At 54.0% G+C, this 24,440-nt stretch carries 22 protein-coding genes; 10 read left to right on the forward strand and 12 right to left on the reverse strand.

Annotation, left to right across the window (positions count from 1 at the left end):
• Positions 1 to 254 precede the first annotated feature (254 nt).
• Entirely contained in the window at positions 255 to 848 is a 594-nt protein-coding gene (yajL, locus tag APT89_RS17650) for a protein deglycase YajL (RefSeq protein ID WP_045259897.1), read from the reverse strand.
• Positions 811 to 1,722, reverse strand: a complete 912-nt coding sequence (panE, locus tag APT89_RS17655; RefSeq protein ID WP_041911083.1) for a 2-dehydropantoate 2-reductase — start codon at positions 1,720 to 1,722, stop codon at positions 811 to 813. Before panE ends, yajL begins: the two co-directional genes overlap by 38 nt.
• 121 nt (positions 1,723 to 1,843) lie before the next feature.
• On the opposite strand from panE, the gene APT89_RS17660 reads away from it, so the two are divergent.
• Complete coding sequence (locus tag APT89_RS17660; RefSeq protein WP_023293165.1) at positions 1,844 to 2,335, forward strand: YajQ family cyclic di-GMP-binding protein; 492 nt, start codon at positions 1,844 to 1,846, stop codon at positions 2,333 to 2,335.
• Between the two features lie 32 nt (positions 2,336 to 2,367).
• Here APT89_RS17660 and APT89_RS17665 read toward each other — a convergent pair whose 3' ends face one another.
• From APT89_RS17665 to APT89_RS17700, 8 genes are all read right to left on the reverse strand, one after another.
• Positions 2,368 to 3,729 carry an MFS transporter gene (locus APT89_RS17665; RefSeq protein ID WP_028012156.1) on the reverse strand — a complete coding sequence of 454 codons (1,362 nt, stop codon included), beginning with the start codon at positions 3,727 to 3,729 and terminating at the stop codon, positions 2,368 to 2,370.
• Between the two features lie 148 nt (positions 3,730 to 3,877).
• Entirely contained in the window at positions 3,878 to 4,765 is an 888-nt protein-coding gene (gene cyoE, locus APT89_RS17670) for a heme o synthase (RefSeq protein WP_003859062.1), read from the reverse strand.
• 11 nt (positions 4,766 to 4,776) lie between these two features.
• Entirely contained in the window at positions 4,777 to 5,103 is a 327-nt protein-coding gene (locus APT89_RS17675; protein WP_006176899.1) for a cytochrome o ubiquinol oxidase subunit IV, read from the reverse strand.
• The gene (locus APT89_RS17680) at positions 5,103 to 5,717 is read right to left on the reverse strand and encodes a cytochrome o ubiquinol oxidase subunit III (protein WP_003859057.1); all 615 of its coding nucleotides are present in this window, start codon (positions 5,715 to 5,717) and stop codon (positions 5,103 to 5,105) included. The genes APT89_RS17675 and APT89_RS17680 overlap by 1 nt, the downstream gene beginning before the upstream one ends.
• Positions 5,707 to 7,698 (reverse strand): cytochrome o ubiquinol oxidase subunit I, encoded by a 1,992-nt coding sequence (gene cyoB, locus APT89_RS17685; RefSeq protein ID WP_028012157.1) that lies wholly within the window; start codon positions 7,696 to 7,698, stop codon positions 5,707 to 5,709. The genes APT89_RS17680 and cyoB overlap by 11 nt, the downstream gene beginning before the upstream one ends.
• A gap of 16 nt (positions 7,699 to 7,714) precedes the next feature.
• Positions 7,715 to 8,662, reverse strand: coding sequence for a cytochrome o ubiquinol oxidase subunit II (cyoA, locus tag APT89_RS17690; protein ID WP_008503322.1), 948 nt, complete (start codon positions 8,660 to 8,662; stop codon positions 7,715 to 7,717).
• 477 nt (positions 8,663 to 9,139) lie between these two features.
• A complete protein-coding gene (ampG, locus tag APT89_RS17695) occupies positions 9,140 to 10,615 on the reverse strand; it encodes a muropeptide MFS transporter AmpG (protein ID WP_047363949.1) in 1,476 nt (491 codons plus the stop codon).
• 45 nt (positions 10,616 to 10,660) lie between these two features.
• Positions 10,661 to 11,239, reverse strand: a complete 579-nt coding sequence (locus APT89_RS17700) for a lipoprotein (protein ID WP_028012160.1) — start codon at positions 11,237 to 11,239, stop codon at positions 10,661 to 10,663.
• Positions 11,240 to 11,545: 306 nt separating this feature from the next.
• Between APT89_RS17700 and bolA the strand changes: the two genes are divergently transcribed.
• The 9 genes from bolA to APT89_RS17745 all read left to right on the forward strand — a co-directional run bounded on the left by bolA (position 11,546) and on the right by APT89_RS17745 (position 21,906).
• A complete protein-coding gene (gene bolA / locus APT89_RS17705; RefSeq protein ID WP_003859051.1) occupies positions 11,546 to 11,863 on the forward strand; it encodes a transcriptional regulator BolA in 318 nt (105 codons plus the stop codon).
• Between the two features lie 330 nt (positions 11,864 to 12,193).
• Positions 12,194 to 13,492: a trigger factor gene (gene tig / locus APT89_RS17710; protein ID WP_008503318.1), complete on the forward strand. Its 1,299-nt coding sequence runs from the start codon at positions 12,194 to 12,196 to the stop codon at positions 13,490 to 13,492.
• Between the two features lie 260 nt (positions 13,493 to 13,752).
• Entirely contained in the window at positions 13,753 to 14,376 is a 624-nt protein-coding gene (clpP, locus tag APT89_RS17715; RefSeq protein ID WP_014069126.1) for an ATP-dependent Clp endopeptidase proteolytic subunit ClpP, read from the forward strand.
• Between the two features lie 125 nt (positions 14,377 to 14,501).
• Positions 14,502 to 15,776, forward strand: a complete 1,275-nt coding sequence (gene clpX / locus APT89_RS17720) for an ATP-dependent protease ATP-binding subunit ClpX (RefSeq protein WP_028012161.1) — start codon at positions 14,502 to 14,504, stop codon at positions 15,774 to 15,776.
• Positions 15,777 to 15,959: 183 nt separating this feature from the next.
• On the forward strand, positions 15,960 to 18,314 hold the full coding sequence (lon, locus tag APT89_RS17725; protein WP_023334706.1) for an endopeptidase La: 2,355 nt from the start codon (positions 15,960 to 15,962) through the stop codon (positions 18,312 to 18,314).
• A gap of 210 nt (positions 18,315 to 18,524) precedes the next feature.
• Positions 18,525 to 18,797: a nucleoid-associated protein HU-beta gene (hupB, locus tag APT89_RS17730; protein ID WP_002444653.1), complete on the forward strand. Its 273-nt coding sequence runs from the start codon at positions 18,525 to 18,527 to the stop codon at positions 18,795 to 18,797.
• Positions 18,798 to 19,009: 212 nt separating this feature from the next.
• Positions 19,010 to 20,881, forward strand: coding sequence for a peptidylprolyl isomerase (gene ppiD / locus APT89_RS17735; protein ID WP_060573157.1), 1,872 nt, complete (start codon positions 19,010 to 19,012; stop codon positions 20,879 to 20,881).
• A gap of 148 nt (positions 20,882 to 21,029) precedes the next feature.
• Entirely contained in the window at positions 21,030 to 21,410 is a 381-nt protein-coding gene (locus APT89_RS17740; protein WP_041911079.1) for a helix-hairpin-helix domain-containing protein, read from the forward strand.
• A gap of 97 nt (positions 21,411 to 21,507) precedes the next feature.
• Positions 21,508 to 21,906 carry a YbgC/FadM family acyl-CoA thioesterase gene (locus APT89_RS17745; protein ID WP_060573158.1) on the forward strand — a complete coding sequence of 133 codons (399 nt, stop codon included), beginning with the start codon at positions 21,508 to 21,510 and terminating at the stop codon, positions 21,904 to 21,906.
• Positions 21,907 to 21,967: 61 nt separating this feature from the next.
• Here the strand turns inward: APT89_RS17745 and queC are convergent, their stop codons facing one another.
• Together queC and APT89_RS17755 are read right to left on the reverse strand one after the other, a co-directional pair.
• Positions 21,968 to 22,663, reverse strand: a complete 696-nt coding sequence (gene queC / locus APT89_RS17750) for a 7-cyano-7-deazaguanine synthase QueC (protein ID WP_023332238.1) — start codon at positions 22,661 to 22,663, stop codon at positions 21,968 to 21,970.
• Between the two features lie 66 nt (positions 22,664 to 22,729).
• Positions 22,730 to 24,430 (reverse strand): SgrR family transcriptional regulator, encoded by a 1,701-nt coding sequence (locus APT89_RS17755; protein ID WP_045631407.1) that lies wholly within the window; start codon positions 24,428 to 24,430, stop codon positions 22,730 to 22,732.
• Positions 24,431 to 24,440: the final 10 nt, after the last annotated feature.

The following is a 24,440-nucleotide window of genomic DNA, read 5'->3' on the forward strand; positions in this document are numbered from 1 at the left end:
TGTGGTGGTACAGCACGAAAGTGGGGGTGATCGACCTGAAGAAAAAGTCGATCACCATGGGTAAAGGATGTTAAAAAGTGTTCACCATGTCCCCGAACACCTGTCTACCATGTCCCCGGACTGTACACCCTCAAGGGAGAGGGGGTTGTCCGTGCAGGTATTATTTTGTGGGGATCCCTCCGCCCACAGGGAGAGGGCGCAACCAAAGGTTGCCGTTTTGCTTTTACCTCGCGCCACCCGGCTTTTTTTATGCACTACTCTTCATAGTAATTATAAATCCCCGCCGGCATCACCAGCGACGACGCCACTTCGTAGGCCTTCTCCCGCCCGACCAGCAGATCAATAATCTTTAAGCCAAAATCAATCGCGGTGCCGGGTCCCTGGCTGGTCAGCAGGTTGACGCGCGGATCCCAGACAACGCGTTTATCCACCCAATGCTCCTCCGGGATCGTATCCTTAAGCCCCGGGAAGCCGGTCATATTGCCGATGGGGAAGATGTCGTGCGGAATCAGAACTGTTCCAGCGGCGGCACAGATTGCCGCGACGATACGACCCGACAGATGAAACTGACGCACGGTTTCAACCAGCAGCGGGCTGTCGCGGAAACATTCCGCGCCTTTTAAGCCGCCGGGCAGGACGATGATGTCGTAGTCGCCGTCAGCAACCTGGACAAGCGGTGCGTCTGCCAGTATTTTCACCCCTCGTGAACAGGTGATTGCCAGATTGCCGTCGCTGGCTACGCTGGCGGTTGTTACCTTAATGCCGCCACGTACCAGTAAATCAATGGTGGTGACCGCTTCCATCTCTTCGCTACCAGGAGCGAGGCAAATCAGTGCCGACGCGCTCATATTCACTCTCCTTACGTTTAACCAGGTCATACAGACGGGCGTTTTCCGGCACGGCGATGCCGTGCGAGCGGGCGCGCTTTAGCAGATAGCCGGTAATGTAATCTATCTCCGTATGGCGTAATGCCCGAACGTCCTGCAGCATCGAGGAGATGTTCTCAGCCGTACTCTCAATAACCTGCTCGACATAACAGCGTAAATCCTCTGCTGAGGTGTGCAGGCCTTCTCGCTCAATGACCGACGCGACTTCTGCACACAGGGACGCCACCTCCTGCGGATGGTTTTTCAGCTCCCCGTTCGGGCAGTTCCACAGCGCCGTCAGCGGATTGATCACGCAGTTTACGGCCAGCTTGCGCCACAGCTGAGGGCGGATGTTGTTGTGCCAGGCGACGTCCGGCAAGACCTTTTGCAGAACATCGGCCAGATAGCTGTAGTCGCCATCCTGTGTTCTGGCCGGGCCGATGTGCGTCACGCCGCTGGCGACATGCACGATAATAGTCCCGTCGCGACGCGCAGCGTGGGTGGTGGTCGCCATTAGCAGAGGCTGCGGGACGCTTTTCAGCTCATCAAGGGTTCCCATACCGTTATGCAGCAGCAGAATGGGGGACGTGGGGGGGAGCTGCGCGGCCAGAGTCTTAACCGCATCTGAGACCTGCCACGCCTTGAGCGTCACCAGCAACAGGTCGCTTTGCGCCAGGAAATCAGGATCGTTTGCGGTGAGGGATTCGTTAAAAATGCTTCCGTCTTCACCAATCAGGTTGACACTGCAATAGGGCTGGGGCACGCGCAGCCAGCCCTGAACCTCATGTCCGTGCTTGCACAGCGCGGTCAGCCACAGCTGGCCGAGCGCTCCGCATCCGAGCACCGTAATTTTCATTGTTCCTCCTCACCTGCAACTGCGCCAGGTGTTACAGCTTAATTATACAGCTAAGCTTGTGTTGAGTTATGCCTCGTAGCGGGTATTATGCAACGCAACAAAAGTGAAGGGAGAAGAAAAGATGCCATCTTTCGATATTGTTTCCGAAGTTGATATCCAGGAAGTTCGCAACGGCGTTGAGAACGCAACCCGCGAAGTTGAGTCACGTTTCGATTTTCGTGGCGTTGAGGCGTCGTTTGAGCTGAACGACGCAAATAAGACCATTAAGGTGCTGAGCGAGTCTGATTTCCAGGTGAATCAGCTGCTCGACATTCTGCGCGCCAAGCTGTTAAAACGTGGCATCGAAGGAACGTCTCTGGACGTGCCGGACGAGTTTGTCCACAGCGGTAAGAACTGGTTTGTAGAAGCCAAACTGAAGCAGGGCATCGAGAGCGCGGTGCAGAAGAAGATCGTGAAGCTTATTAAAGACAGCAAGCTGAAGGTGCAGGCGCAGATCCAGGGCGAAGAAATTCGCGTGACCGGTAAATCTCGCGATGACCTCCAGTCCGTGATGGCGCTGGTGCGCGGCGGGGATTTGGGACAGCCGTTCCAGTTTAAAAACTTCCGTGATTAAGACAAAAAAGCCCGGTTCAACCGGGCTTTTTTTCAGGCCTTCAGCGCCTGCTCCACCTCAAAGCGGTTCGTCACTTTGCTGTCAATTTTGACATAAGCGCTGCGCTCTTCGGGAACAATCAGCACCTCTGTGACCCCTTCTTTTCCTTCCAGACGCTGCTTCAGCGCGTCGCTAATCTCCACGTCATCCGGGATTTCTACCCGCAGGCTGCTCACGTAACGTGGCTCTTTCATGGTGCTGGCGACCAGCAGCCAGACTGTTGCCAGCAGCGCGCCCGCGAGAAACACGGTTTGTGAATCAAACAGGCCGTCGACCCAGCCGCCAAGCGAGCCGCCGATCGCCACGCCGAGGAACTGGCTGGTGGAGTAAATGCCCATTGCCGTGCCTTTGTAACCGGCGGGGGACTCTTTGCTGATCAGTGACGGCAGCAGCGCTTCCATCAGATTAAACGCCAGGAAGAACAGCTGCACGCCTGCGATCAGCTCCCAGAAGTGCGGGCCAGCGCCCCAGAGCACAATCTCGGCAATCAGCAGTAACGCCACGCAGCCCACGAAGACGCGTTTCATTTTGCGCTTCACTTCGGCGTAGATGATGAACGGCACGACAGAGACAAACGAAATCAGCATCGTGACCAGATAAATTTTCCAGTGCTCGGCCGCCGGGAAACCTGCTGCGGCAAGCTGACCGGGCAGGGCGACAAAGGTGGACATCAGCAGAATATGCAGGCACATAATGCCGAAGTTAAGCTTTAGCAGACGCGGCTCGGCGATGACTTTGCTAAAGCAGCCTTTAACCATCCCGGATTCACGGTTAAGGACGTGATTTTTACTGTCTGGCACAACCCACAGGGTGAGTGCGATCCCGATAGTCGCCAGCACCGCAATCATCCAGAACAGGGCGTGCAGACCCAGTTTGTGCGTAATGATGGGACCGAGCACCATCGCAATCGCAAACGTTACGCCAAAGCTCACGCCGATGAACGCCATCGCTTTGGTGCGGTTTTGCTCGCGGGTTAAATCTGACAGCAGCGCCATCACCGCGGCGGCAATCGCACCGGAGCCCTGCAGGGCGCGGCCCAAAATAATGCCCCAGATGGAGTGGGAGAGGGCGGCAATAACGCTCCCGAGCACAAAGACCAGCAGCCCGCCGACAATCAGCGGCTTGCGGCCCACCCGATCAGAGAGCAGGCCAAAGGGGATCTGAAAAATTGCCTGCGCCAGGCCGTAGATACCGATCGCCAGACCAATCAGCGCTTCGCTGGCACCCTGTAACGCCATGCCGTACGTGGTCAGAACGGGCAGGACCATAAACATGCCAAGCATCCGCAGCGAGAAAACAGTCCCTAAACCCCAGGTCGCACGCAGCTCGCCCGGCGTCATTTTATAATCGTTCATTACCACCTCAGTTCAAAAGCAGGCCATAGTGTAGTGCGGGGAAGGGGCGGGGTAAATAAAGGCTTATTTAACAAATATTACATGCGTAATTAATAGATTTCGTGAATAAAAAAGGGTGCCGAAGCACCCTTTTCATCATCACATAAACTTACCAGACGTAAGTCAGCAGGTTTTGCGAGTCCGGCACCATGAAGTCTACGGACATCATCACGGACAGGGAGGTGATGGCGACAATCGAGAACACAAACAGCTTGCGTGCCCAGACTTTGTCATCTTCCACCTTGTAGCCGCGCAGGGCCATGCCGAGCCACCAGACGCTCACCGCGGCTGCTACCACCAGATATTTATATCCGGCGTAACCGCCCAGAGAAAGCATCAGCGTTGCCACGGCAAAAGCGATGATGTAGAGCGTGATGTGGTTCTTGGCAACTGAAATGCCCTTCACGACCGGCAGAACCGGAATATTCGCTGCCTGATAATCCTTGAAGCGGAAAATCGCGATGGCATAGGAGTGCGGCATCTGCCACAGGCTAAAGATAGCCAGCAGGATGAGCGCACCGCTGTCGAACTCGTTCGTGACAGCGCAGTAGCCAATCACCGGCGGCGCAGCGCCGGAGAGAGAACCAATCAGCGTGCCGTAGACGGAGTGACGCTTCATATACAGGCTGTAGACGCCTACATACACCACGAACCCCATCACCCCCAGCCAGCAGGCCAGCGGGTTAGCACCAAACCACAGCAGCATAAAGCCAGCAATACCCAGCAAGGTGGCGTACACCAGCGAGACGGAAGGGGCAATCAGGCCTTTAACCAGCACCCGATTCTTGGTCCTTTCCATCTTCTTGTCGATATCCATGTCGATGTAGTTGTTAAATACACAACCGGACGCAACCACCAGTGACACACCGACCAGCGTGTAAATAAAGAGGGTGTAATCAATGCTGCCTTTAGAGGCCAGCAGGAACCCTCCGATTACGGAGATCAGGTTGCCAAAGATGATGCCTGGTTTCGTGACTTGCAGGTATTGCTTAAACATACTCGCCGCTCTTAGTGAACCATCATGTTGTAGTTGAGGTTCCACATAATCCAGATGGAACCGACTACCAGGATAGCGATGATAATCACGGTAAAGATAAAGGCAGTCATATTCCAGCCTTCATCGGACTTGGTGTTCATGTGCAGGAAGCAAACCAGATGCACCAGAATCTGAATCACCGCGGTCACCAGGATTGCTCCCAGGATAACCGGCTTGGACGCAGAACCGCTCATCACCATCCAGAACGGGATCACCGTCAGGATGATCGACAGGATGAAACCTGTCATGTAGGTTTTTACGCTGCCGTGGGAAGCGCCATGATCGTTAGAATGACTCATTACATCGCCCCCATCAGATAGACAACAGAGAACACGCAGATCCATACCACGTCCAGGAAGTGCCAGAACAGGCTCAGGCACATGATACGGGTACGGTTAGTGCTGGTCAGGCCGCGGCGGGAGATCTGGAACATCAGTACTGCCATCCAGATCAGACCCGAGGTCACGTGCAGACCGTGGGTACCCACCAGCGCGAAGAACGCGGACAGGAAGCCACTGCGATCCGGACCGAAGCCTTCCATAATCAGGTGGTGGAATTCATAGATTTCCATCCCGATAAAGCCAGCACCAAACAGCCAGGTCAACGCCAGCCAGGAGACAACCTGGCTCTTGTTGTTTTTGTACATGGCGATAGCCGCCATGCCGTAGGTGATGGAGCTGAATAACAGCAGTGCGGTTTCAACCAGAACGAACGGCAGTTCAAAAATGTCCTTGCCGGTCGGGCCGCCCGCTGTGCCGTTCACCAGAACGGCATAGGTCGCGAACAGACAGCAGAACAGAATGCAGTCGCTCATCAGGTAGATCCAGAAACCGAAGACTTTGGTCGGTCCTGTATCATGGTGCGCATGTTCATGCGCGTGGGCAGTTGAGTGCGCCAGAGTATCAGTTGCCATTTTTCAGCCCCGCTTTAGAAATCTCGTCGAAATGCTGATTTTCCAGCTTTTCAACTTCACGGACTGGTACGTAGTAGTCCACGTCCTCGTCAAAGCTCTTCACAATCCAGCTGATTACGATGCCAGCGAAGCCAACAATCGCCATCCACCAGATGTGCCAGATCATTGCGAAACCAAATACCGTTGCGAAAGCGGCAATCACGATGCCCGCAGCGCTGTTTTTCGGCATATGGATCTCTTCGTAATGCTCAGGTTGCTTGTACGCTTCACCTTTTTCTTTCATTTCCCAGAATGCGTCACGCTCGTGAATGTGCGGCACTACGGCAAAGTTATAGAACGGTGGTGGAGAAGAGGTTGCCCACTCCAGCGTACGGCCACCCCAAGGGTCACCGGTCAGGTCGCGGTTCAGGTTACGGTCGCGGATGGACACGTAGTACTGAATCAGCTGGCACAGAATACCGCAGGCAATCAGCGCTGCACCGCCCGCTGCAACCATCAGCATTGGGTGGAACTGTGGATCGATCTGCTGGCTCAGACGACGGGTCATACCCATGAAGCCCAGCACGTACAGCGGCATAAACGCCACGAAGAAGCCAATGATCCAGAACCAGAACGCGCGTTTACCCCAGGTTTCGTTCAGCGTGAAGCCAAACGCCTTAGGCCACCAGTAAGTCACACCTGCGAAGCAGCCGAAGACCACGCCGCCGATGATAACGTTATGGAAGTGCGCAATCAGGAACAGGCTGTTGTGCAGAACGAAGTCAGCACCTGGCACCGCCAGCAGTACGCCGGTCATCCCACCTACGGAGAAGGTCACGATGAAGCCGATGGTCCACAGCATTGCTGAGTGGAACACGATACGGCCCTGGTACATGGTGAACAGCCAGTTGAAGATCTTCACCCCGGTAGGGATGGCGATAATCATGGTGGTGATACCGAAGAAGGCGTTTACGTTCGCGCCCGCACCCATGGTAAAGAAGTGGTGCAGCCAAACGATGAACGACAGAACGGTAATACACACGGTTGCCCACACCAGAGAGGTGTAACCAAACAGACGCTTACGCGAGAAGGTTGCCGCGATTTCGGAGAACACACCGAAAACAGGCAGAACCAGAATGTACACTTCCGGGTGACCCCAGGCCCAAATCAGGTTGATGTACATCATCATGTTGCCACCCATATCATTCGTGAAGAAATGGGTGCCCAGGTAGCGGTCCAGGGTCAGCAGCGCGATGGTGACGGTCAGAATTGGGAACGACGCGATAATCAGTACGTTGGCGCACAGAGATGCCCAGGTAAATACTGGCATCTTGAACATCGTCATACCTGGTGCACGCATCTTCAGGATGGTCACGAAGAAGTTGATACCGGTCAGGGTAGTACCGACACCGGAGAGCTGAAGCGCCCAAATCCAGTAGTCAACGCCTACACCCGGACTGTACTCAATTCCCGAAAGCGGTGGGTAAGCCAGCCAGCCGGTCTGTGCAAATTCGCCCACGCCCAGTGACAGGTTAACCAGGATAACGCCGACAACCGTGAACCAGAAGCTCAGGTTGTTCAGGAACGGGAACGCTACGTCGCGCGCGCCAATTTGCAGCGGAACGACAACGTTCATCAGACCGATTACCAGCGGCATCGCCACGAAGAAGATCATGATAACGCCGTGGGCGGTAAAGATCTGATCGTAGTGGTGCGGTGGCAGGAAGCCGGCTTCGCCCGCAGACGCGAGTGCCTGCTGGCTACGCATCATGATTGCATCCGCAAAGCCACGAATTAACATGACGATACCGACGATGCAGTACATGATACCGAGTTTTTTGTGGTCAACCGAAGTCAGCCACTCATTCCACAGGTAGCTCCACTTACCGAAGTAAGTGATCAGGCCAACTAAGGCCGCGCCACCAATGATAATTGCAGCCACCGTAACCATGATAATCGGTTCATGGTAGGGCACTGCATCCAGTGTCAATTTTCCGAACATTTTCTTCCTCGGCCCCTTAGTGAGCGGTTTCCGCGTGGCTCATGTCCATGCCTTCCATACCTTCGTGCGCGCTGTGCTCGCCTTCTGGCTGGGTCATGTCCATGCTCTTGCCGTGATCCATAAATTTGCCAATAACGTCTTTGAACAAATCTGGTTTCACGTTAGAGAAGTACTCCACCTTGTTGTATTCGCTAGGTGCAGCCACTTTTTCGAACGCCGCCATGTCAGACATGGTGTTTGGAGACTGCTTCGCTTTTTCAACCCACTGGTCGAAAGCGGCACGGTCCGGCGTCGCAATAGCTTTGAACTTCATACCTGAGAAGCCCGGGCCGCTATAGCTGGCGGAGATACCATCGTAGGTGCCTGCTTCATTCGCGATCAGATGCAGGTTCGTCTGCATACCGGCCATCGCGTAAATCTGGCTACCCAGACGCGGGATGAAGAAGGAGTTCATTACGGAGTTGGAGGTCACTTTGAACTGAACCGGAGTGTTCGCCGGGAAGGCGATTTCATTCACGGTAGCAATGCCCTGCTCTGGATAGATGAAGAACCATTTCCAGTCCATGGAGACCACTTCAATGGTAATAGGTTTTTCATCGTGAACCAGCGGCTTGCTTGGCTCAAGTGCGTGAGTGGTTTTCCAGGTCAGTACGGCAAGGAACAGGATGATCAGGATAGGTACCGTCCAGACCACAGCTTCAACTTTGTTGGAGTGTGACCAGTTCGGGCTATACTTCGCATCTTTATTGCTCGCACGATACTTCCAGGCGAAACCAACAGCCATCAAAATGGCAGGAATAACCACAATCAACATCAGGCCAAAAGCCGTCAATATCAGTGAACGTTGTTCCAGTCCAATCTGTCCTTTGGGGTCTAGTAGTGCAGAATCACAGCCACTGAGTAATACAGTACCTGCGAATAATGACAACCATCCCAAACTTTTATTGTATTTCCTGAGTCTCATTTAACGACCTCAATTCCACGGGAGTCTGGTGGCGTTTAAAGTGTGCGGGCATTTTACGGGAAGGTTACATTACTGTAAACATCATTAGGCCTGTGTCAGGAAGGTGTTACCGGGTTCTGCCGCACATGTCACAAGTGTTGCAGATTATGTCGGTTTTTATGACCGAAGCCGCATGATATGGGCTTTATAACGAAAGGACCCCCAAGCATACCCTAAAAGGGGCAATTGGTATAACCATTGTTAAAAATATACAAAAAATTAACAATTAATTATCAATAAAAAGACATCTAAAAAACGAAAAATCAAACTTTCCAATGCTGAATCGTTTAATGAAAAATAGCGTTTTGGAATTGGCTCCAATAATTTCCAAATCCTATCCCGCACAAAACAACAAATATTTTTTTAGCGGCTGTTGGCTATTTCACCGTTATAATTTCGGTTAGTGATTACAACGGGAAATAACCTTTCACTTTTTCTTCAGGTCATTTGCGTTTTACGCAATGCCATAAAATCGAGCAAACCGCCCGTCAGGATCCCGGTGATGGCCAGCAGGGCTCCTGCGTCCAGCAGAAGGGCTTCGAGGGGGAGCGCCAGAGACGTACTGGCGTTAACGATAAGTACCACAAGCCATAGCGCCAGCGCGCCGCAGCCCGCCATTAGCAGACGTAACGCAAATCGGTAGGCGCGGTGATATTCAGTACGCGGCATAAAGTGTTCGGTCCGCTGGGTATATTCCAGCGTCTGGCGACACACCAGCAATAATAAAATCCCCGGCACGGCAGCCGCGACCGAGAAGAGATAAAACGTTGGCCAGCCGTGGGCTTCTACAAACCAGCCAGCAATCGGACCTACGTACACGCGCCCAACGGCCGAGAGCGCCGAGAGCAGCGCAAACTGCGTGGCGGAAAACGATTTATTGCACAGGGTCATCAGCAGGGCGACAAATGCCGCCGTCCCCATGCCGCCACAGAGATTTTCAAAGAACACCGCCGCGGCCATGCTGAACATATGCTTGTCCGTCACCGACAGCAGCCAGTAGCCCGCGTTAGATGCGCCCTGCAGGATGCCGAAGATCAGCAGCGCGCGGAACAGCGTCAGGCGCTGCATCAATACGCCGCCATAAAGCGCACCGACGATGGTCGCAAACAGCCCCAGCGTTTTATTCACCACTCCCACTTCACCGGCATCAAAACCGACGCCGCGGATCAGGAAGGTGGTGGTCAGGCTCATGGCAAAGGCATCGCCCAGCTTATAAAGGACGATGAGCAGCAGGATCAGCCAGGCATTGTTGCGGCCAAAAAAGTCACGCAGCGGTTCGGCCACGGCCTGCTCCAGCGAGCGGGGAACCGGAATGACGTCGCTCGGTTCGGGTGCAAATAGCGTAGCGATAATGCAGGGGATGAGCAGGGCAGCCATCAGCCAGTACATACCCTGCCAGCCGAGATAACGGTCGGCCAGCCACAACGCCAGCCCGCCGGAGACCAGCATCCCGAGGCGATAGCCCAGCACGCTGATCGCCGCACCGGCACCGCGCTCTTCCGCAGGTAACACGTCCGTCTTCCAGGCGTCGAACACGATATCCTGAGAGGCGGAACAGAAGGCTATCACCACCGCAAGCGCGGCCATCCAGCGGAGCTGTGTGGTCGGCTCAAGAAAGCCCATCGCCGCAATCGCCAGCAGCAGCAGGACCTGTGTCATCACTAACCAGCCGCGACGACGCCCCAGAAACGGCGGCGTATAGCGATCCATCACCGGCGACCACAGGAACTTAAAGACATACGCCTGACCGACAAGCGAGAAGAAACCAATGGTTTTGAGATCGATGTTCTCAACCGTCATCCACGCCTGAAGCGTGCCGGAGGTGAGCGCGAGGGGTAAACCGGAGGCAAAGCCGAGGATCAGCAGAATCGCTGATTTCGGTTGCTGGAAAATGCGTAAGTAGTGACTGGACATGTTCTTATGAACTGACCCGGTGAAGCACCGGGTCAGTGAGCAGGATTAACGTGCGTTCTGCTTGATAAAGTCGTGAATGCTGGTGTCCTGCGCCATATCGGCGATGGTGTCCGTCAGCACGCTATTAACGGCGTTAGCAATATTCTTGTTAGAGGCCTGGAACGCGCCTTCAACAGAGTAGCTGGCGCGGTAGTTTTTGGTCATCTTGTTGCCGTTCTTCGCGGTGGCAATGATGGCGATATCCGCTTTGGTCGCAATGTTGTAGCGCACGTTGCCCTGAGAGACGTCTGCGTACAGGTTGTTGACGATAATCTGCAGATCAACCGCGCCGCTTGGGCCAATCATGTAGCCGCGAGCGGTCATTTGCTTCTCAAGCACTTCCTGCAGCAGGAAGCGCAGGTCGCGGGACGCGGTCAGCGTCACCTGCTGGTTGTCGCGGGTCACTTTTGCCAGCGCCTGGTCCTGACGCTGATCGGCACCGTTAATGCTCACAGTGACGCCCATCAGGCTTGGGTCCTGCTGAGGCAGGGTGATTTTTGGTGAAACATCAATAGTGGTAGGCGGAGTCGCACAGCCTGCCAGCATAAAAAGGGCTACCAACGGAAAGAAGAGTTTTTTAAACATTTTCAGGTTCTCAACGAATCGTAAGCATTAAAGAGAGAAAAATTGCCGCCATCATATCATCGACTACGGCCAGGGGAAGTGGTCAACGCATGTAAATTCATCGTCTTGTCTGAAAACTGACCAGCTCATCCTTTTTCTCCTCCCGCGAGAGACGACAGGTATGAGTCTCACAGTGAACTTCATCCATTTGAATGAGAAAATCAGACGAAAGCTAAATATTTGTTGTCAAGGTGTAATGGAAACGGTAAAAGCGGCTAACATTTAAAGGGATGGGTGACATCTTAGCGTTGTCGGAGGAGTAATTTCATGATGATACGTGAACAGATAGAAGAAAAATTAAGGGCAGCGTTCAACCCTGTGTTCCTCGAAGTCGTCGACGAAAGCTATCGTCATAACGTGCCGGCAGGTTCTGAAAGCCACTTTAAAGTGGTTCTGGTTAGCGATCGCTTCACGGGAGAACGTTTCCTGAACCGACATCGCCTGATCTACAGCACCTTGACGGAAGAACTCTCCACGACCGTGCATGCGCTGGCACTGCATACCTACACCATTAAGGAATGGGAAGGCTTGCAGGATACGGTTTTTGCGTCGCCGCCTTGTCGCGGTGCAGGCACCATCGCCTGATAAATCGGATTTGCAACGGCTGGAGCTTTTCCAGTATGTTGCTTACAGATTTCCTCAAAACGGCCTCCGGGCCGTTTTGTTTTGTCTGAGTTTTGAGCGGATGGTGCGATTTTAAGGCTAAAAATAGCCTTAAAGTGTGAAAAAAGCCGCAGCAACATGCTCCAACCGTTCTCGACTCACCTAAGTGATGCCGCTATAATGCCGCGTCTTATTGAATGTCTTCGGGATGATTCTGGCGACAGGGAATGTGAATCTGCACTAAGAGAGCATCCCGGTATAACAGACAGATTCAGAGTTGACCGAGCACTGTGATTTTTTTGAGGTAACAAGATGCAAGTTTCAGTTGAAACCACTCAAGGCCTTGGCCGCCGTGTAACGATTACTATCGCTGCTGACAGCATCGAAACTGCTGTGAAAAGCGAGCTGGTCAACGTAGCAAAAAAAGTACGTATTGACGGCTTCCGTAAGGGCAAAGTACCAATGAATGTTGTTGCTCAGCGTTATGGCGCTTCCGTGCGTCAGGATGTGCTGGGTGAACTGATGAGCCGCAACTTTATCGACGCGATCATCAAAGAAAAAATCAATCCAGCCGGCGCGCCAAACTACGTGCCAGGCGAATACAAACTGGGCGAAGACTTCACCTACTCCGTAGAGTTCGAAGTGTACCCGGAAGTTGAGCTGAAAGGCCTGGAATCTATCGAAGTTGAAAAACCGATCGTTTCCGTGACCGACGAAGACGTTGACGGCATGCTGGACACCCTGCGTAAGCAGCAGGCGAACTGGAAAGAGAAAGAAGGCGCTGTTGACGCGGAAGACCGCGTAACCATCGACTTCACCGGTTCTGTAGACGGCGAAGAGTTCGAAGGCGGCAAAGCGTCTGACTTCGTACTGGCAATGGGCCAGGGTCGTATGATCCCAGGCTTCGAAGACGGCATCAAAGGCCACAAAGCGGGCGAAGAGTTCACCATCGACGTGACCTTCCCTGAAGAGTACCACGCTGAAAACCTGAAAGGTAAAGCAGCGAAGTTCGTCATCAACCTGAAGAAAGTTGAAGAGCGCGAACTGCCAGAACTGACTGAAGAGTTCATCAAGCGTTTCGGCGTGGAAGATGGTTCTGTTGCTGGCCTGCGTACCGAAGTGCGTAAAAACATGGAGCGCGAGCTGAACGGTGCTGTGCGTAACCGCGTGAAATCTCAGGCGATTGAAGGTCTGGTAAAAGCGAACGAAATCGACGTTCCTGCTGCCCTGATCGACAGCGAAATCGACGTGCTGCGCCGTCAGGCTGCACAGCGCTTCGGTGGCAACCAGCAGCAAGCGATGGAACTGCCGCGCGAGCTGTTCGAAGAGCAAGCGAAACGCCGCGTTGTTGTTGGCCTGCTGCTGGGCGAAGTGATTCGTACCCACGAGCTGAAAGCTGACGAAGAGCGTGTGAAGGGCCTGATCGAAGAGATGGCGTCTGCATACGAAGATCCATCAGAAGTGATCGAGTTCTACGGTAAGAACAAAGAGCTGATGGACAACATGCGCAACGTCGCACTGGAAGAGCAGGCTGTTGAAGCGGTACTGGCGAAAGCGAAAGTGACCGAAAAAGCGACCTCTTTCAACGAACTGATGAACCAGCAGGCGTAATTTCGCTCTAACGGTTTAAAGTTTGAACAAAAAACCCGTTGCCTTCCGGCGACGGGTTTTTTTTATCGCTGCATGGGTTCTGGAAGGGTGCTAAAACGCCCTTTCAGTGTTAGCGTTACAACAAAAGGTTGTTATGCTTGAAATAGGGCGTGGCGAACCCCATAAGTATGTAATCACGATGATTGAGACTGGCTGATAATCCGTCCATAAGGTTACAATCAGTACAGCAGGTGTTTTCAATTTTGAACCAGGAGACGGAAATGTCATACAGTGGCGAACGAGATAACTTTGCACCCCATATGGCGCTGGTGCCAATGGTTATTGAACAGACCTCACGCGGTGAGCGTTCTTTCGATATCTATTCCCGTCTGCTCAAGGAACGCGTTATCTTTCTGACCGGCCAGGTAGAAGACCATATGGCTAACCTGATCGTGGCGCAGATGCTGTTCCTGGAAGCGGAAAACCCGGAAAAAGACATTTACCTGTACATCAACTCGCCTGGCGGTGTGATTACGGCGGGCATGTCCATTTATGACACCATGCAGTTCATCAAGCCAGATGTCAGCACTATCTGTATGGGGCAGGCTGCATCCATGGGGGCCTTCCTGTTAACCGCAGGGGCGAAAGGTAAGCGTTTCTGCCTGCCTAACTCCCGCGTGATGATTCACCAGCCGCTGGGGGGTTACCAGGGGCAGGCGACGGATATCGAAATCCACGCCCGCGAAATTCTGAAAGTAAAAGCGCGCATGAATGAACTTATGGCGCAGCATACAGGTCAATCTCTTGAGCAGATCGAGCGCGATACCGAGCGCGATCGCTTCCTCTCTGCTCCAGAGGCAGTTGAGTACGGCTTAGTCGACTCCGTATTGACCCATCGTAATTGATGCCCGCGACGCGAGTGTGCCGCTATACTAAGGTAGGGCGGCACGCTGCTTAAAGCACACGCGTCTTAGAATGGCATTTGCGTCGTCATGTGCGGCACAAAGAACTTAAAAAGAGGTTTGGACTCATGACAGATAAACGCAAAGATGGTTCGGGCAAACTGCTGTACTGCTCTTTTTGCGGCAAAAGCCAGCATGAAGTGCGTAAACTGATTGCCGGGCCGTCCGTGTATATCTGCGACGAATGCGTCGATTTATGTAACGACATCATTCGCGAAGAGATTAAAGAAGTTGCGCCGCACCGTGAGCGTAGCGCATTGCCAACGCCGCATGAGATTCGTCATCACCTTGACGACTATGTCATCGGTCAGGAGCAGGCCAAGAAAGTGCTGGCGGTGGCGGTATACAACCACTACAAACGTCTGCGTAACGGCGACACCAGCAATGGCGTAGAACTGGGCAAAAGTAACATTCTGCTGATCGGGCCAACAGGCTCCGGTAAAACGCTGCTGGCGGAAACCCTGGCGCGCCTGCTGGATGTTCCGTTTACCATGGCCGATGCCACCACCCTGACCGAAGCCGGTTATGTGGGTGAAGACGTTGAGAACATCATTCAGAAGCTGCTGCAGAAGTGCGATTACGACGTTCAGAAAGCACAGCGCGGGATTGTTTATATTGATGAGATCGACAAGATCTCCCGTAAATCAGACAACCCGTCCATCACCCGTGACGTGTCGGGTGAAGGCGTGCAGCAGGCCCTGCTGAAGCTGATCGAAGGTACGGTTGCGGCCGTTCCGCCGCAGGGTGGACGCAAACATCCGCAGCAGGAGTTCCTGCAGGTTGATACCTCCAAGATCCTGTTCATTTGCGGCGGCGCGTTTGCTGGTCTGGATAAAGTCATTTCCCACCGTGTTGAAACCGGCTCCGGCATCGGTTTTGGCGCAACGGTGAAGGCGAAGTCCGAGAAAGCCAACGAAGGTGAACTGCTTTCGCAGGTTGAGCCTGAAGATCTGATCAAATTTGGTCTGATCCCTGAATTCATTGGCCGTCTGCCGGTTGTGGCAACGCTGAATGAGCTGAGCGAAGACGCGCTGATTCAGATCCTGAAAGAGCCGAAAAATGCGCTGACCAAGCAGTATCAGGCGCTGTTCAATCTGGAAGGCGTTGAGCTGGAATTCCGTGACGAAGCGCTGGATGCGATTGCCAAGAAAGCGATGGCGCGTAAAACCGGTGCGCGTGGTTTGCGCTCTATCGTTGAAGCGGCATTGCTCGACACCATGTACGATCTGCCGTCGATGGAAGACGTCGAAAAAGTGGTTATCGACGAGTCCGTGATCGGTGGCCAATCCAAGCCGTTGCTGATCTACGGTAAACCGGAAGCCCAGCAGGCATCTGGCGAATAATTCACCAAATCATACAAGCAGTTAATCAAAAAGGGGGGATTTTATCTCCCCTTTACTTTTTCCGTATTCATAGCGTTGAATGTGTGGGAAACATCCCCATATACTGGATACATGTTAATGGTTATGTGAAGCACTGTGACATGACCAGCTTACCTGGCGGACACTAAACTAAGAGAGAGCTCTATGAATCCTGAGCGTTCTGAACGCATTGAAATCCCCGTATTGCCGTTGCGCGATGTGGTGGTTTATCCGCACATGGTCATACCCTTATTTGTAGGGCGGGAAAAATCTATCCGTTGCCTCGAAGCCGCCATGGATCATGATAAAAAAATCATGCTGGTGGCCCAGAAAGAAGCATCAACGGATGAGCCGGGTGTAAACGATCTTTTCACCGTCGGGACCGTGGCCTCTATTTTACAAATGCTGAAGCTGCCGGACGGCACCGTGAAGGTGCTGGTCGAAGGCCTGCAGCGTGCGCGTATTACCACGCTGTCAGACGATGGCGAACACTTCTCTGCCAAGGCAGAGTACCTTGATTCGCCTGAACTTGATGAGCGCGAGCAGGAAGTGCTGGTACGTACCGCGATTAGCCAGTTCGAAGGCTATATCAAGCTGAACAAGAAAATCCCACCAGAAGTGCTGACGTCGCTGAACAGCATCGACGATCCTGCGCGTCTGGCGGACACCATCGCTGCACACATGCCGCTGAAGCTGGCTGACAAACAGTCCGTGCTGGAGATGTCCGACGTTAACGAACGTCTGGAATATCTGATGGCGATGATGGAGTCTGAAATCGATCTGCTGCAGGTTGAGAAGCGCATTCGTAACCGCGTGAAAAAGCAGATGGAAAAATCTCAGCGTGAGTACTATCTGAATGAGCAAATGAAGGCCATTCAGAAAGAGCTGGGCGAGATGGACGACGCACCGGACGAAAACGAAGCGCTGAAGCGTAAGATCGACGCGGCGAAGATGCCGAAAGAGGCGAAAGAGAAAGCCGAAGCAGAACTGCAGAAGCTGAAAATGATGTCTCCGATGTCGGCTGAAGCAACCGTCGTGCGCGGCTACATTGAGTGGATGGTGCAGGTTCCGTGGAACGCCCGCAGCAAGGTCAAGAAAGACCTGCGTCAGGCCCAGGAGATCCTCGATACTGACCACTACGGCCTGGAACGCGTGAAAGACCGCATCCTTGAGTACCTCGCGGTACAGAGCCGTGTAAACAAAATTAAAGGCCCAATTCTGTGCCTGGTCGGACCGCCGGGGGTGGGTAAAACCTCTCTGGGCCAGTCCATCGCCAAAGCGACCGGACGTAAGTACATCCGTATGGCGCTGGGCGGCGTGCGTGATGAAGCGGAAATCCGTGGTCACCGCCGTACCTACATCGGTTCTATGCCGGGTAAACTGATCCAGAAAATGGCGAAAGTGGGTGTTAAAAACCCGCTGTTCCTGCTTGATGAGATCGACAAAATGTCGTCGGACATGCGCGGCGACCCGGCGTCTGCTCTGCTGGAAGTGCTTGATCCAGAACAGAACGTGGCGTTCAGCGATCACTATCTGGAAGTGGACTACGACCTCAGCGATGTAATGTTCGTGGCGACCTCCAACTCCATGAACATACCGGCACCGCTGCTGGACCGTATGGAAGTGATCCGCCTCTCCGGTTATACCGAAGACGAAAAGCTGAACATTGCTAAACAGCACCTGCTGCCGAAGCAGATTGAGCGTAACGCGCTGAAAGCCAACGAGCTGACCGTCGAGGACAGCGCGATTATCGGCATCATTCGCTACTACACCCGTGAAGCGGGCGTGCGTAGCCTTGAGCGCGAAATATCTAAGCTGTGCCGTAAGGCGGTAAAACAGCTGCTGCTGGATAAGAGCCTGAAGCACATCGTGATTAACGGTGACAATCTGCATGCCTACCTGGGCGTTCAGCGCTTCGACTATGGCCGCGCGGATAACGAAAACCGCGTGGGTCAGGTGACCGGTCTGGCATGGACGGAAGTGGGCGGCGATCTGCTGACCATCGAAACCGCCTGTGTGCCGGGCAAAGGCAAGCTGACCTACACCGGCTCGCTGGGTGAAGTGATGCAGGAGTCCATCCAGGCTGCGCTGACCGTGGTGCGCGCGCGCGCGGAAAAACTGGGTATCAACCCGGATTTCTACGAAAAACGCGACATTCACGTTCACGTTCCTGAGGGGGCGACGCCGAAAGATGGCCCAAGCGCGGGTATTGCCATGTGTACCGCTCTGGTTTCCTGTCTGACGGGCAACCCGGTACGTGCCGATGTGGCAATGACCGGTGAAATTACGCTGCGCGGTCAGGTCCTGCCAATCGGCGGGTTAAAAGAAAAACTGCTGGCGGCACACCGCGGTGGGATCAAAACCGTATTGATCCCGTACGAAAATAAACGCGATCTGGAAGAGATTCCGGACAACGTGATTGCCGATCTGCAGATCCATCCTGTTAAGCGAATTGAGGAAGTTCTCAGTCTCGCACTGCAGAATGAACCCTCCGGAATGCAGGTTGTAACCGCAAAATAGTGACCTCGCGCAAAGAGCGTCAATAAAAACAAGGCTGGTAAGTCATTTCGCACTTGCCAGCCTTTTTTTGTATAGCTAATTTAGATTGCTGATTAGGTCAGCCATCAACAACGGGTGTTGTAAGGTCATGGCAGGCCTGATATAACTGCTGCGCGGTCGCGTTGTGAAGGACTCAGGCGCGATATAAATTATAAAGAGAGGAAGAGAACAGTGAATAAATCTCAACTGATTGACAAAATTGCTGCTGGTGCTGATATTTCTAAAGCTGCAGCTGGACGTGCGTTAGATGCATTAATTGCTTCTGTTACTGAATCTCTGCAGGCTGGGGACGACGTTGCACTGGTAGGCTTCGGTACTTTTGCTGTTAAAGAGCGTGCTGCCCGTACTGGCCGCAACCCTCAGACCGGTAAAGAGATCACCATTGCTGCTGCTAAAGTGCCGGGTTTCCGTGCAGGTAAAGCGCTGAAAGACGCAGTAAACTGATTGCTTTCCCGTTTCAGGGAAGCCGGATAGTACAAGGGCGCATCGTTTGATGTGCCTTTTTTGTTTGTCCAGACCTGATTTGTGCGAGTTTATGCGAGTTGTGGGCTGACAATCGCCCCGTTTTCTTGTCACAATACGCCTTCACGCGCGACGGGCAGGATTTTCCGTCAGCGTCAGGTAACCAGTCACCTACAGCGGAGTGTTGTTACACCATGATGGACAGCTTACGCACGGCTGCTAACAGTCTCGTGCTCAAGATTATTTTCGGTATCATTATCGTGTCGTTCATATTGACCGGCGTGAGCAGTTACCTTATTGGCGGTGGCGCGAACTATGCCGCAAAAGTGAATGGCCAGGAAATCAGCCGTGGTCAGTTCGAGAATGCTTTTGCCGGTGAGCGTAACCGTATGCAGCAACAGCTGGGCGACCAATTCTCTGAACTGGCGGCGAATGAAGGGTACATGAAAACCCTGCGCCAACAGACACTGAACCGTCTTATCGACGAAGCGCTGCTGGATCAGTATGCCAAAAAGCTGGGCCTTGGCATCAGCGACGAGCAGGTCAAAAAAGCGATCTTCGCCACTCAGGCATTCCAGTCTAACGGTAAATTCGACAACGCGCGTTACAACAGTATCGTTAACCAGATGGGCATGACGGCGGATCAGTACGCGCAGGCGCTGCGTAACCAGCTGACAACCCAGCAGCTCATTAACGCTGTCGTGGGTACCGATTTCATGCTTAAAGGTGAAACCGACGAACTGGCCGCGCTGGTGGCCCAGCAGCGCGTGGTCCGTGAAGCGACCATTGATGTGAACGCCCTGGCGGCGAAACAGCAGGTGAGCGACGCAGACGTTAATGCTTACTACGAGCAGAATAAAAACGCCTTTGTTTCTCCGGAGCAGTTCCGCGTCAGCTACATTAAGCTGGATGCAGCTGCGCTGCAGGAAAGCGCGTCTGATGCCGAGATCCAGTCTTACTACGACCAGCATCAGGATCAGTTCACTCAGCCGCAGCGTAACCGCTACAGCGTGATTCAGACCAAAACTGAAGCAGATGCTAAGGCGGTACTGGATGAGCTGAACAAAGGCGCTGATTTCGCCACCCTTGCGAAAGCGAAATCCACCGACATTATCTCTGCGAAAAACGGCGGTGATATGGGCTGGCTGGAAGACGCAACCACGCCCGACGAGCTGAAAAATGCCGGCCTGAAAGAGAAAGGCCAGCTGTCTGGTGTGATTAAATCATCCGTTGGTTTCCTGGTCGTGCGTCTGGACGACATCACCCCGGCGAAAACCAAGCCGCTGGCTGAGGTTCGTGATGATATCGCCGCGAAAGTGAAACAGGAAAAAGCCCTGGATGCCTACTACGCGTTGCAGCAGAAGGTGAGCGATGCTGCCAGCAACGACAACGAATCTCTGGCAGGTGCAGAGCAGGCGGCGGGTGTGAAAGCGGTTGAGACCGGCTGGTTTGGTCGCGACAACCTGCCGGAAGAGCTGAACTTCAAACCGGTTTCTGATGCCATCTTTAACGGTGGTCTGGTGGGCGAGAACGGCACGCCGGGCAGCAACTCTGACATCATTACCGTTGACGGCGATCGCGCCTTTGTTCTGCGCGTCAGCGAGCACAAGCCAGAAGCGGTCAAACCGCTGGCGGAAGTGAAGGATCAGGTCGTCGCTCAGGTTAAGCATAACAAAGCAGAACAGCAGGCTAAACTGGACGCTGAGAAGATTCTGGCCGATCTGAAAGCGGGTAAACAGGACGCGCTGAAAGCGGTAGGTCTGAGCTTCGGTGAGGCAAAAACGCTTAGCCGCACCGGTCAGGACCCAATCAGTCAGGCCGCGTTTAGCCTGACGCTGCCGGCAAAAGACAAGCCAAGCTTCGGTACCACCACCGATATGCAGGGTAACGTTGTTCTGCTGGCGCTGGACGACGTGAAAGCCGGCACTCTGCCAGAAGCGCAGAAGAAGGCGATGGTTCAGGGCATTACTCAGAACAATGCTCAGATTGCTTTCGAAGCCATGATGAGCAACCTGCGTAAAGACGCCAAAATCAAGCTGGGCGATGTCATGACCCAGCAGCAGTAATTACGTGTCTGCTCGCAGATTTTCGTAACGCTCTGCAAAAACTAAAGGCCGCTTTCGCGGCCTTTTCCATTTCTGCAATCTGCTGTTTGTGCCTGTTTTCACAGGCGGCTATCGTTGCGTGGCTGTCAACAAACAAGGAGATAACAGCATGAAATGTGGAATCAAAGCACTGTTAATTACGCTGGCTATTGCCACCACCGGGATGAGCGCGGGCGCGCAGGCGGCGGCGACCGCCGCCAAACCACAGGCTACGCAGAGCAAGTCTGACGCGGCCGCGCCGGTACAAGGGCAGACCAAAGCGGCTGACGTCGGTAAAAATGCGGATGATGACGGTACGCGGGTCAGCATTAACTCGGCCTCGGCAGAGGATCTCGCCCGCGCAATGAATGGCGTGGGCCTGAAAAAAGCGCAGGCTATCGTCAGCTATCGTGAAGAGTACGGCCCATTCAAAACGGTCGACGATCTCAAACAGGTTCCGGGCATGGGCAGCGCGCTGGTTGAGCGCAACCTCTCACACCTGACACTGTAATAACGCAATTTCTTGCACTGCGGCAAAAGTTTGCCAGGATAAAGAGGTCATACCAGTTATGACCTCTGATCCTATAACAATGAAAGGCTATTGCGCTATGCAGACAAAAATCAAAGTACGCGGTTTCCATCTTGATGTTTATCAGCACGTCAATAACGCTCGCTATCTCGAGTTTCTTGAAGAAGCGCGCTGGGACGGGCTGGAAAACAGCGAAAGCTTTCAGTGGCTGACCGCGCACAACATCGCGTTCGTGGTCGTCAATATCAACATCAACTATCGCCGTCCGGCCGTGCTGGGCGATGTGCTCACCGTGACCAGCCAGGTAAAACAGCTAAACGGCAAGAGCGGCGTGTTAAGCCAGGTGGTGACGCTCGATCCAGAAGGGCAGGTGGTGGCTGATGCACTGATCACCTTTGTCTGTATCGATCTGAAAACTCAGAAAGCGCTGCCGCTGGAAGGGGAATTGCGGGAAAAGCTGGAGTTGATGATCGTATAAGACATATTAAGGTGCACTCGTGCTGTCGACACCTGTTTTGCGACAGCACGGTCAAAAAACGCTATTTAAGTCCGGTCTTTTGCTTCATTGCCGCCATCACGCCGACTTTATCAGCCAGGTAATGGTTAAGCCCGTTAGCGCGCAGATTACAGGCGGCGCACTGGCCGCAACCGTCGCCTTTGATGCCGTTATAGCAGGTGAGGGTTTCGCTGCGAACCAAATCCAGCTTGCCCCAGTAGTCGGCCAGCGCCCAGGTTTCGGCTTTATCCAGCCACATGAGCGGGGTTTCAAAGCGCGTCTCTTTCGCCATCCCCAGATTGACGGCGTGGTTGAGCGCTTTGACAAACTCATCGCGGCAGTCCGGGTATCCTGAGAAGTCGGTCTCACATACGCCCGTAATTACCGCTTCGGCTTTTACCTGATAGGCATAAATCGCCGTAAGGGTCAGGAACAGAATATTTCGCCCCGGCACAAACGTGTTCGGAATGCCGCTGGCATCGGGTTCGTAGTCCGGTACAGGAATACTGTCCCGGGTGAGGCTGCTGACGGCCAGTTCATTTAACAGCGTAACGTCCAGCACCTTGTGCGCGCGTGCCCCTAGTTTTAGGGCCAGTTCACGGGCAACGTCGATTTCAGCGCGGTGACGCTGGCCATAATCGAAAGTCACACAGTGAACTTCATCATACTGATGAAGGGCCTGAACCAGGCAGGTTGTAGAGTCTTGTCCTCCGCTGAACACGACGACGGCACGTTTCATAAATCATCTCGACTGTTACGGTAAAAACGTTATGTTACCGTCTGGCTACGGCGGCGACCAGCTTCTTCACGATTTGGGGGCGGGAAGCCAGGCTTCGGTAAAATCAAACCAGCCGCGGGTGTTGAGGCGTATGCCGTTGACTCCCGGCGGGGCGCTGATTTGATATTGATAGTTAAAAAGCGGCGTCAGCACCGCATTCTCCATCAGGCGGTTGAAAATGGCTTGCAGACCGGCGTGTCGGTCCCGAGCTTCGGCCTGAGACTGCACCGCATCCAGCGTGGCTTGCAGATGGGCGTAGGCCGGTGCGCTTAACACGTGCGGCCACAGGGCATCGCAGCGCAGCCACTGCTCAAGCGTATACGCTGGCGCTTCGCCAATCAGCCTGTCCCCCATCATGATGTCTGCATCGGCAAGCTGCTGGCATCCGTCCCACGTCTTGGCGTCGTGGAAGATGACGGTCAGGTCACAACCCTGTTGCGCCAGGTACGCCTTTAACTGGCTGGCCATGGTGTGAAGCTCAACGGGAAGATGGTAAACCAGCGTCAGCGCCCCAGGCAGGGCAACGTCCGTTAAGTCAGGCCATTCGGGGATTGTCCAGCCGGGAAGCAGTTCCTCGGTGGGCGTAATGAGTCCTTCGTTGAGCGGAAGCGTGTGCAGAAGCCTGGAGAGATGGATGATATTGATAAGCCGCTTCGCCTGGATCTCACTCAGACGCGCGCTCTGTTTCAGCGTGAGGTAACAGAAGCCCAGGCTGGTGCTGCTGCTGACCAGCCTCAGGGTTTCAAGCTCATCGGCCTCGCCAATCGCGATTTGCACCGGGTGACGACAGCTGGTGCCCAGCCTGTAATCAAACAGCTGGGGGGTGATCCAGTATTCGATGGCTTTGAGCAGCGGATGGCTCAGGTGGTATTGCTCATGGCTTTCCAGACGAACCAGGTCGGGCTCAAATGCGGCCAGCCGGAAGGGGCCGCAGCCAAGTTCAGGATAGTCGGGATGCGCCAGACGGCTGCAGTAGGTTGCCAGCCTGTGCGCCAGCCAATAGTCCGGTTGATGCAGCATAAATGTCAGACACTGTGGATGCGTTGTTTCGAGACGTAAAACGCTCCTGAACAGGGTGCGCAGGGCGGGAAGCGTCAACAGTGCCGTCAGGCTTCGCTGGAGCTGCGCCGTTTCTATTTTATCGCCGTTATGCCAGTGCAGGGTGGAGCGAATGTAGAAATGCCAGCGCAGCCCGTCAGCAGAGACCTCCCAGTGATGCGCGAGATCGCCCGTGGGTTCACTGCTGTTACCGTTAAAACGCGTCAAGCCTGAAAATACCTGTCCCGCCAGATGCTGCTCCGCCCGGCCAGGCAAAAAGCCCGGCTGAAGCGGCTCCAGCGAGCGATAGTAGGGGATGCGCAGCGTCGGCGTGTCGTTTTGCCACTGTCCGCCTAAAAACGGATGCAACAACGATCTCAGTGCTTCAGGAGCAAGCTGGGCCAGCTCCAGCGCGTTATGCTGCTGCCCGCTCTTCAGCGCCTCTTCCATCATCGCATTGCGCAGTGACTCCGGGCTGGCATGGAACGTCAGCTCACCGCGCTTGCCGCGACCAGACCGCGCGTGCCAGCTGAGCCAGCCCGCCTCCTGAGCCTGACGCAGCAGGGTGCGGACATGCCGCTCGCTACAAAAACAGCGGCTGGCAAGCTCACTTATGGTGACCTGCTGTGGAGCGCCAGCGGAAGGTTGCCACAGGCGTTGATACTGGTTAAGACGGTTAAGCTGGCGCATAAGAAACCCG

This window comes from Enterobacter sp. 50588862 (assembly GCF_001462935.1).
GTDB lineage: Bacteria > Pseudomonadota > Gammaproteobacteria > Enterobacterales > Enterobacteriaceae > Enterobacter > Enterobacter bugandensis.

Excerpts from the sequence above, each read along its gene's own strand:
- yajL (WP_045259897.1), bottom strand. The coding sequence starts at position 848 with ATGAGCGCGTCGGCACTGATTTGCCTCGCTCCTGGTAGCGAAGAGATG.
- panE (WP_041911083.1), bottom strand. The coding sequence starts at position 1,722 with ATGAAAATTACGGTGCTCGGATGCGGAGCGCTCGGCCAGCTGTGGCTG.
- APT89_RS17660 (WP_023293165.1), top strand. The coding sequence starts at position 1,844 with ATGCCATCTTTCGATATTGTTTCCGAAGTTGATATCCAGGAAGTTCGC.
- APT89_RS17665 (WP_028012156.1), bottom strand. The coding sequence starts at position 3,729 with ATGAACGATTATAAAATGACGCCGGGCGAGCTGCGTGCGACCTGGGGT.
- cyoE (WP_003859062.1), bottom strand. The coding sequence starts at position 4,765 with ATGTTTAAGCAATACCTGCAAGTCACGAAACCAGGCATCATCTTTGGC.
- APT89_RS17675 (WP_006176899.1), bottom strand. The coding sequence starts at position 5,103 with ATGAGTCATTCTAACGATCATGGCGCTTCCCACGGCAGCGTAAAAACC.
- APT89_RS17680 (WP_003859057.1), bottom strand. The coding sequence starts at position 5,717 with ATGGCAACTGATACTCTGGCGCACTCAACTGCCCACGCGCATGAACAT.
- cyoB (WP_028012157.1), bottom strand. The coding sequence starts at position 7,698 with ATGTTCGGAAAATTGACACTGGATGCAGTGCCCTACCATGAACCGATT.
- cyoA (WP_008503322.1), bottom strand. The coding sequence starts at position 8,662 with ATGAGACTCAGGAAATACAATAAAAGTTTGGGATGGTTGTCATTATTC.
- ampG (WP_047363949.1), bottom strand. The coding sequence starts at position 10,615 with ATGTCCAGTCACTACTTACGCATTTTCCAGCAACCGAAATCAGCGATT.
- APT89_RS17700 (WP_028012160.1), bottom strand. The coding sequence starts at position 11,239 with ATGTTTAAAAAACTCTTCTTTCCGTTGGTAGCCCTTTTTATGCTGGCA.
- bolA (WP_003859051.1), top strand. The coding sequence starts at position 11,546 with ATGATGATACGTGAACAGATAGAAGAAAAATTAAGGGCAGCGTTCAAC.
- tig (WP_008503318.1), top strand. The coding sequence starts at position 12,194 with ATGCAAGTTTCAGTTGAAACCACTCAAGGCCTTGGCCGCCGTGTAACG.
- clpP (WP_014069126.1), top strand. The coding sequence starts at position 13,753 with ATGTCATACAGTGGCGAACGAGATAACTTTGCACCCCATATGGCGCTG.
- clpX (WP_028012161.1), top strand. The coding sequence starts at position 14,502 with ATGACAGATAAACGCAAAGATGGTTCGGGCAAACTGCTGTACTGCTCT.
- lon (WP_023334706.1), top strand. The coding sequence starts at position 15,960 with ATGAATCCTGAGCGTTCTGAACGCATTGAAATCCCCGTATTGCCGTTG.
- ppiD (WP_060573157.1), top strand. The coding sequence starts at position 19,010 with ATGATGGACAGCTTACGCACGGCTGCTAACAGTCTCGTGCTCAAGATT.
- APT89_RS17740 (WP_041911079.1), top strand. The coding sequence starts at position 21,030 with ATGAAATGTGGAATCAAAGCACTGTTAATTACGCTGGCTATTGCCACC.
- APT89_RS17745 (WP_060573158.1), top strand. The coding sequence starts at position 21,508 with ATGCAGACAAAAATCAAAGTACGCGGTTTCCATCTTGATGTTTATCAG.
- queC (WP_023332238.1), bottom strand. The coding sequence starts at position 22,663 with ATGAAACGTGCCGTCGTCGTGTTCAGCGGAGGACAAGACTCTACAACC.
- APT89_RS17755 (WP_045631407.1), bottom strand. The coding sequence starts at position 24,430 with ATGCGCCAGCTTAACCGTCTTAACCAGTATCAACGCCTGTGGCAACCT.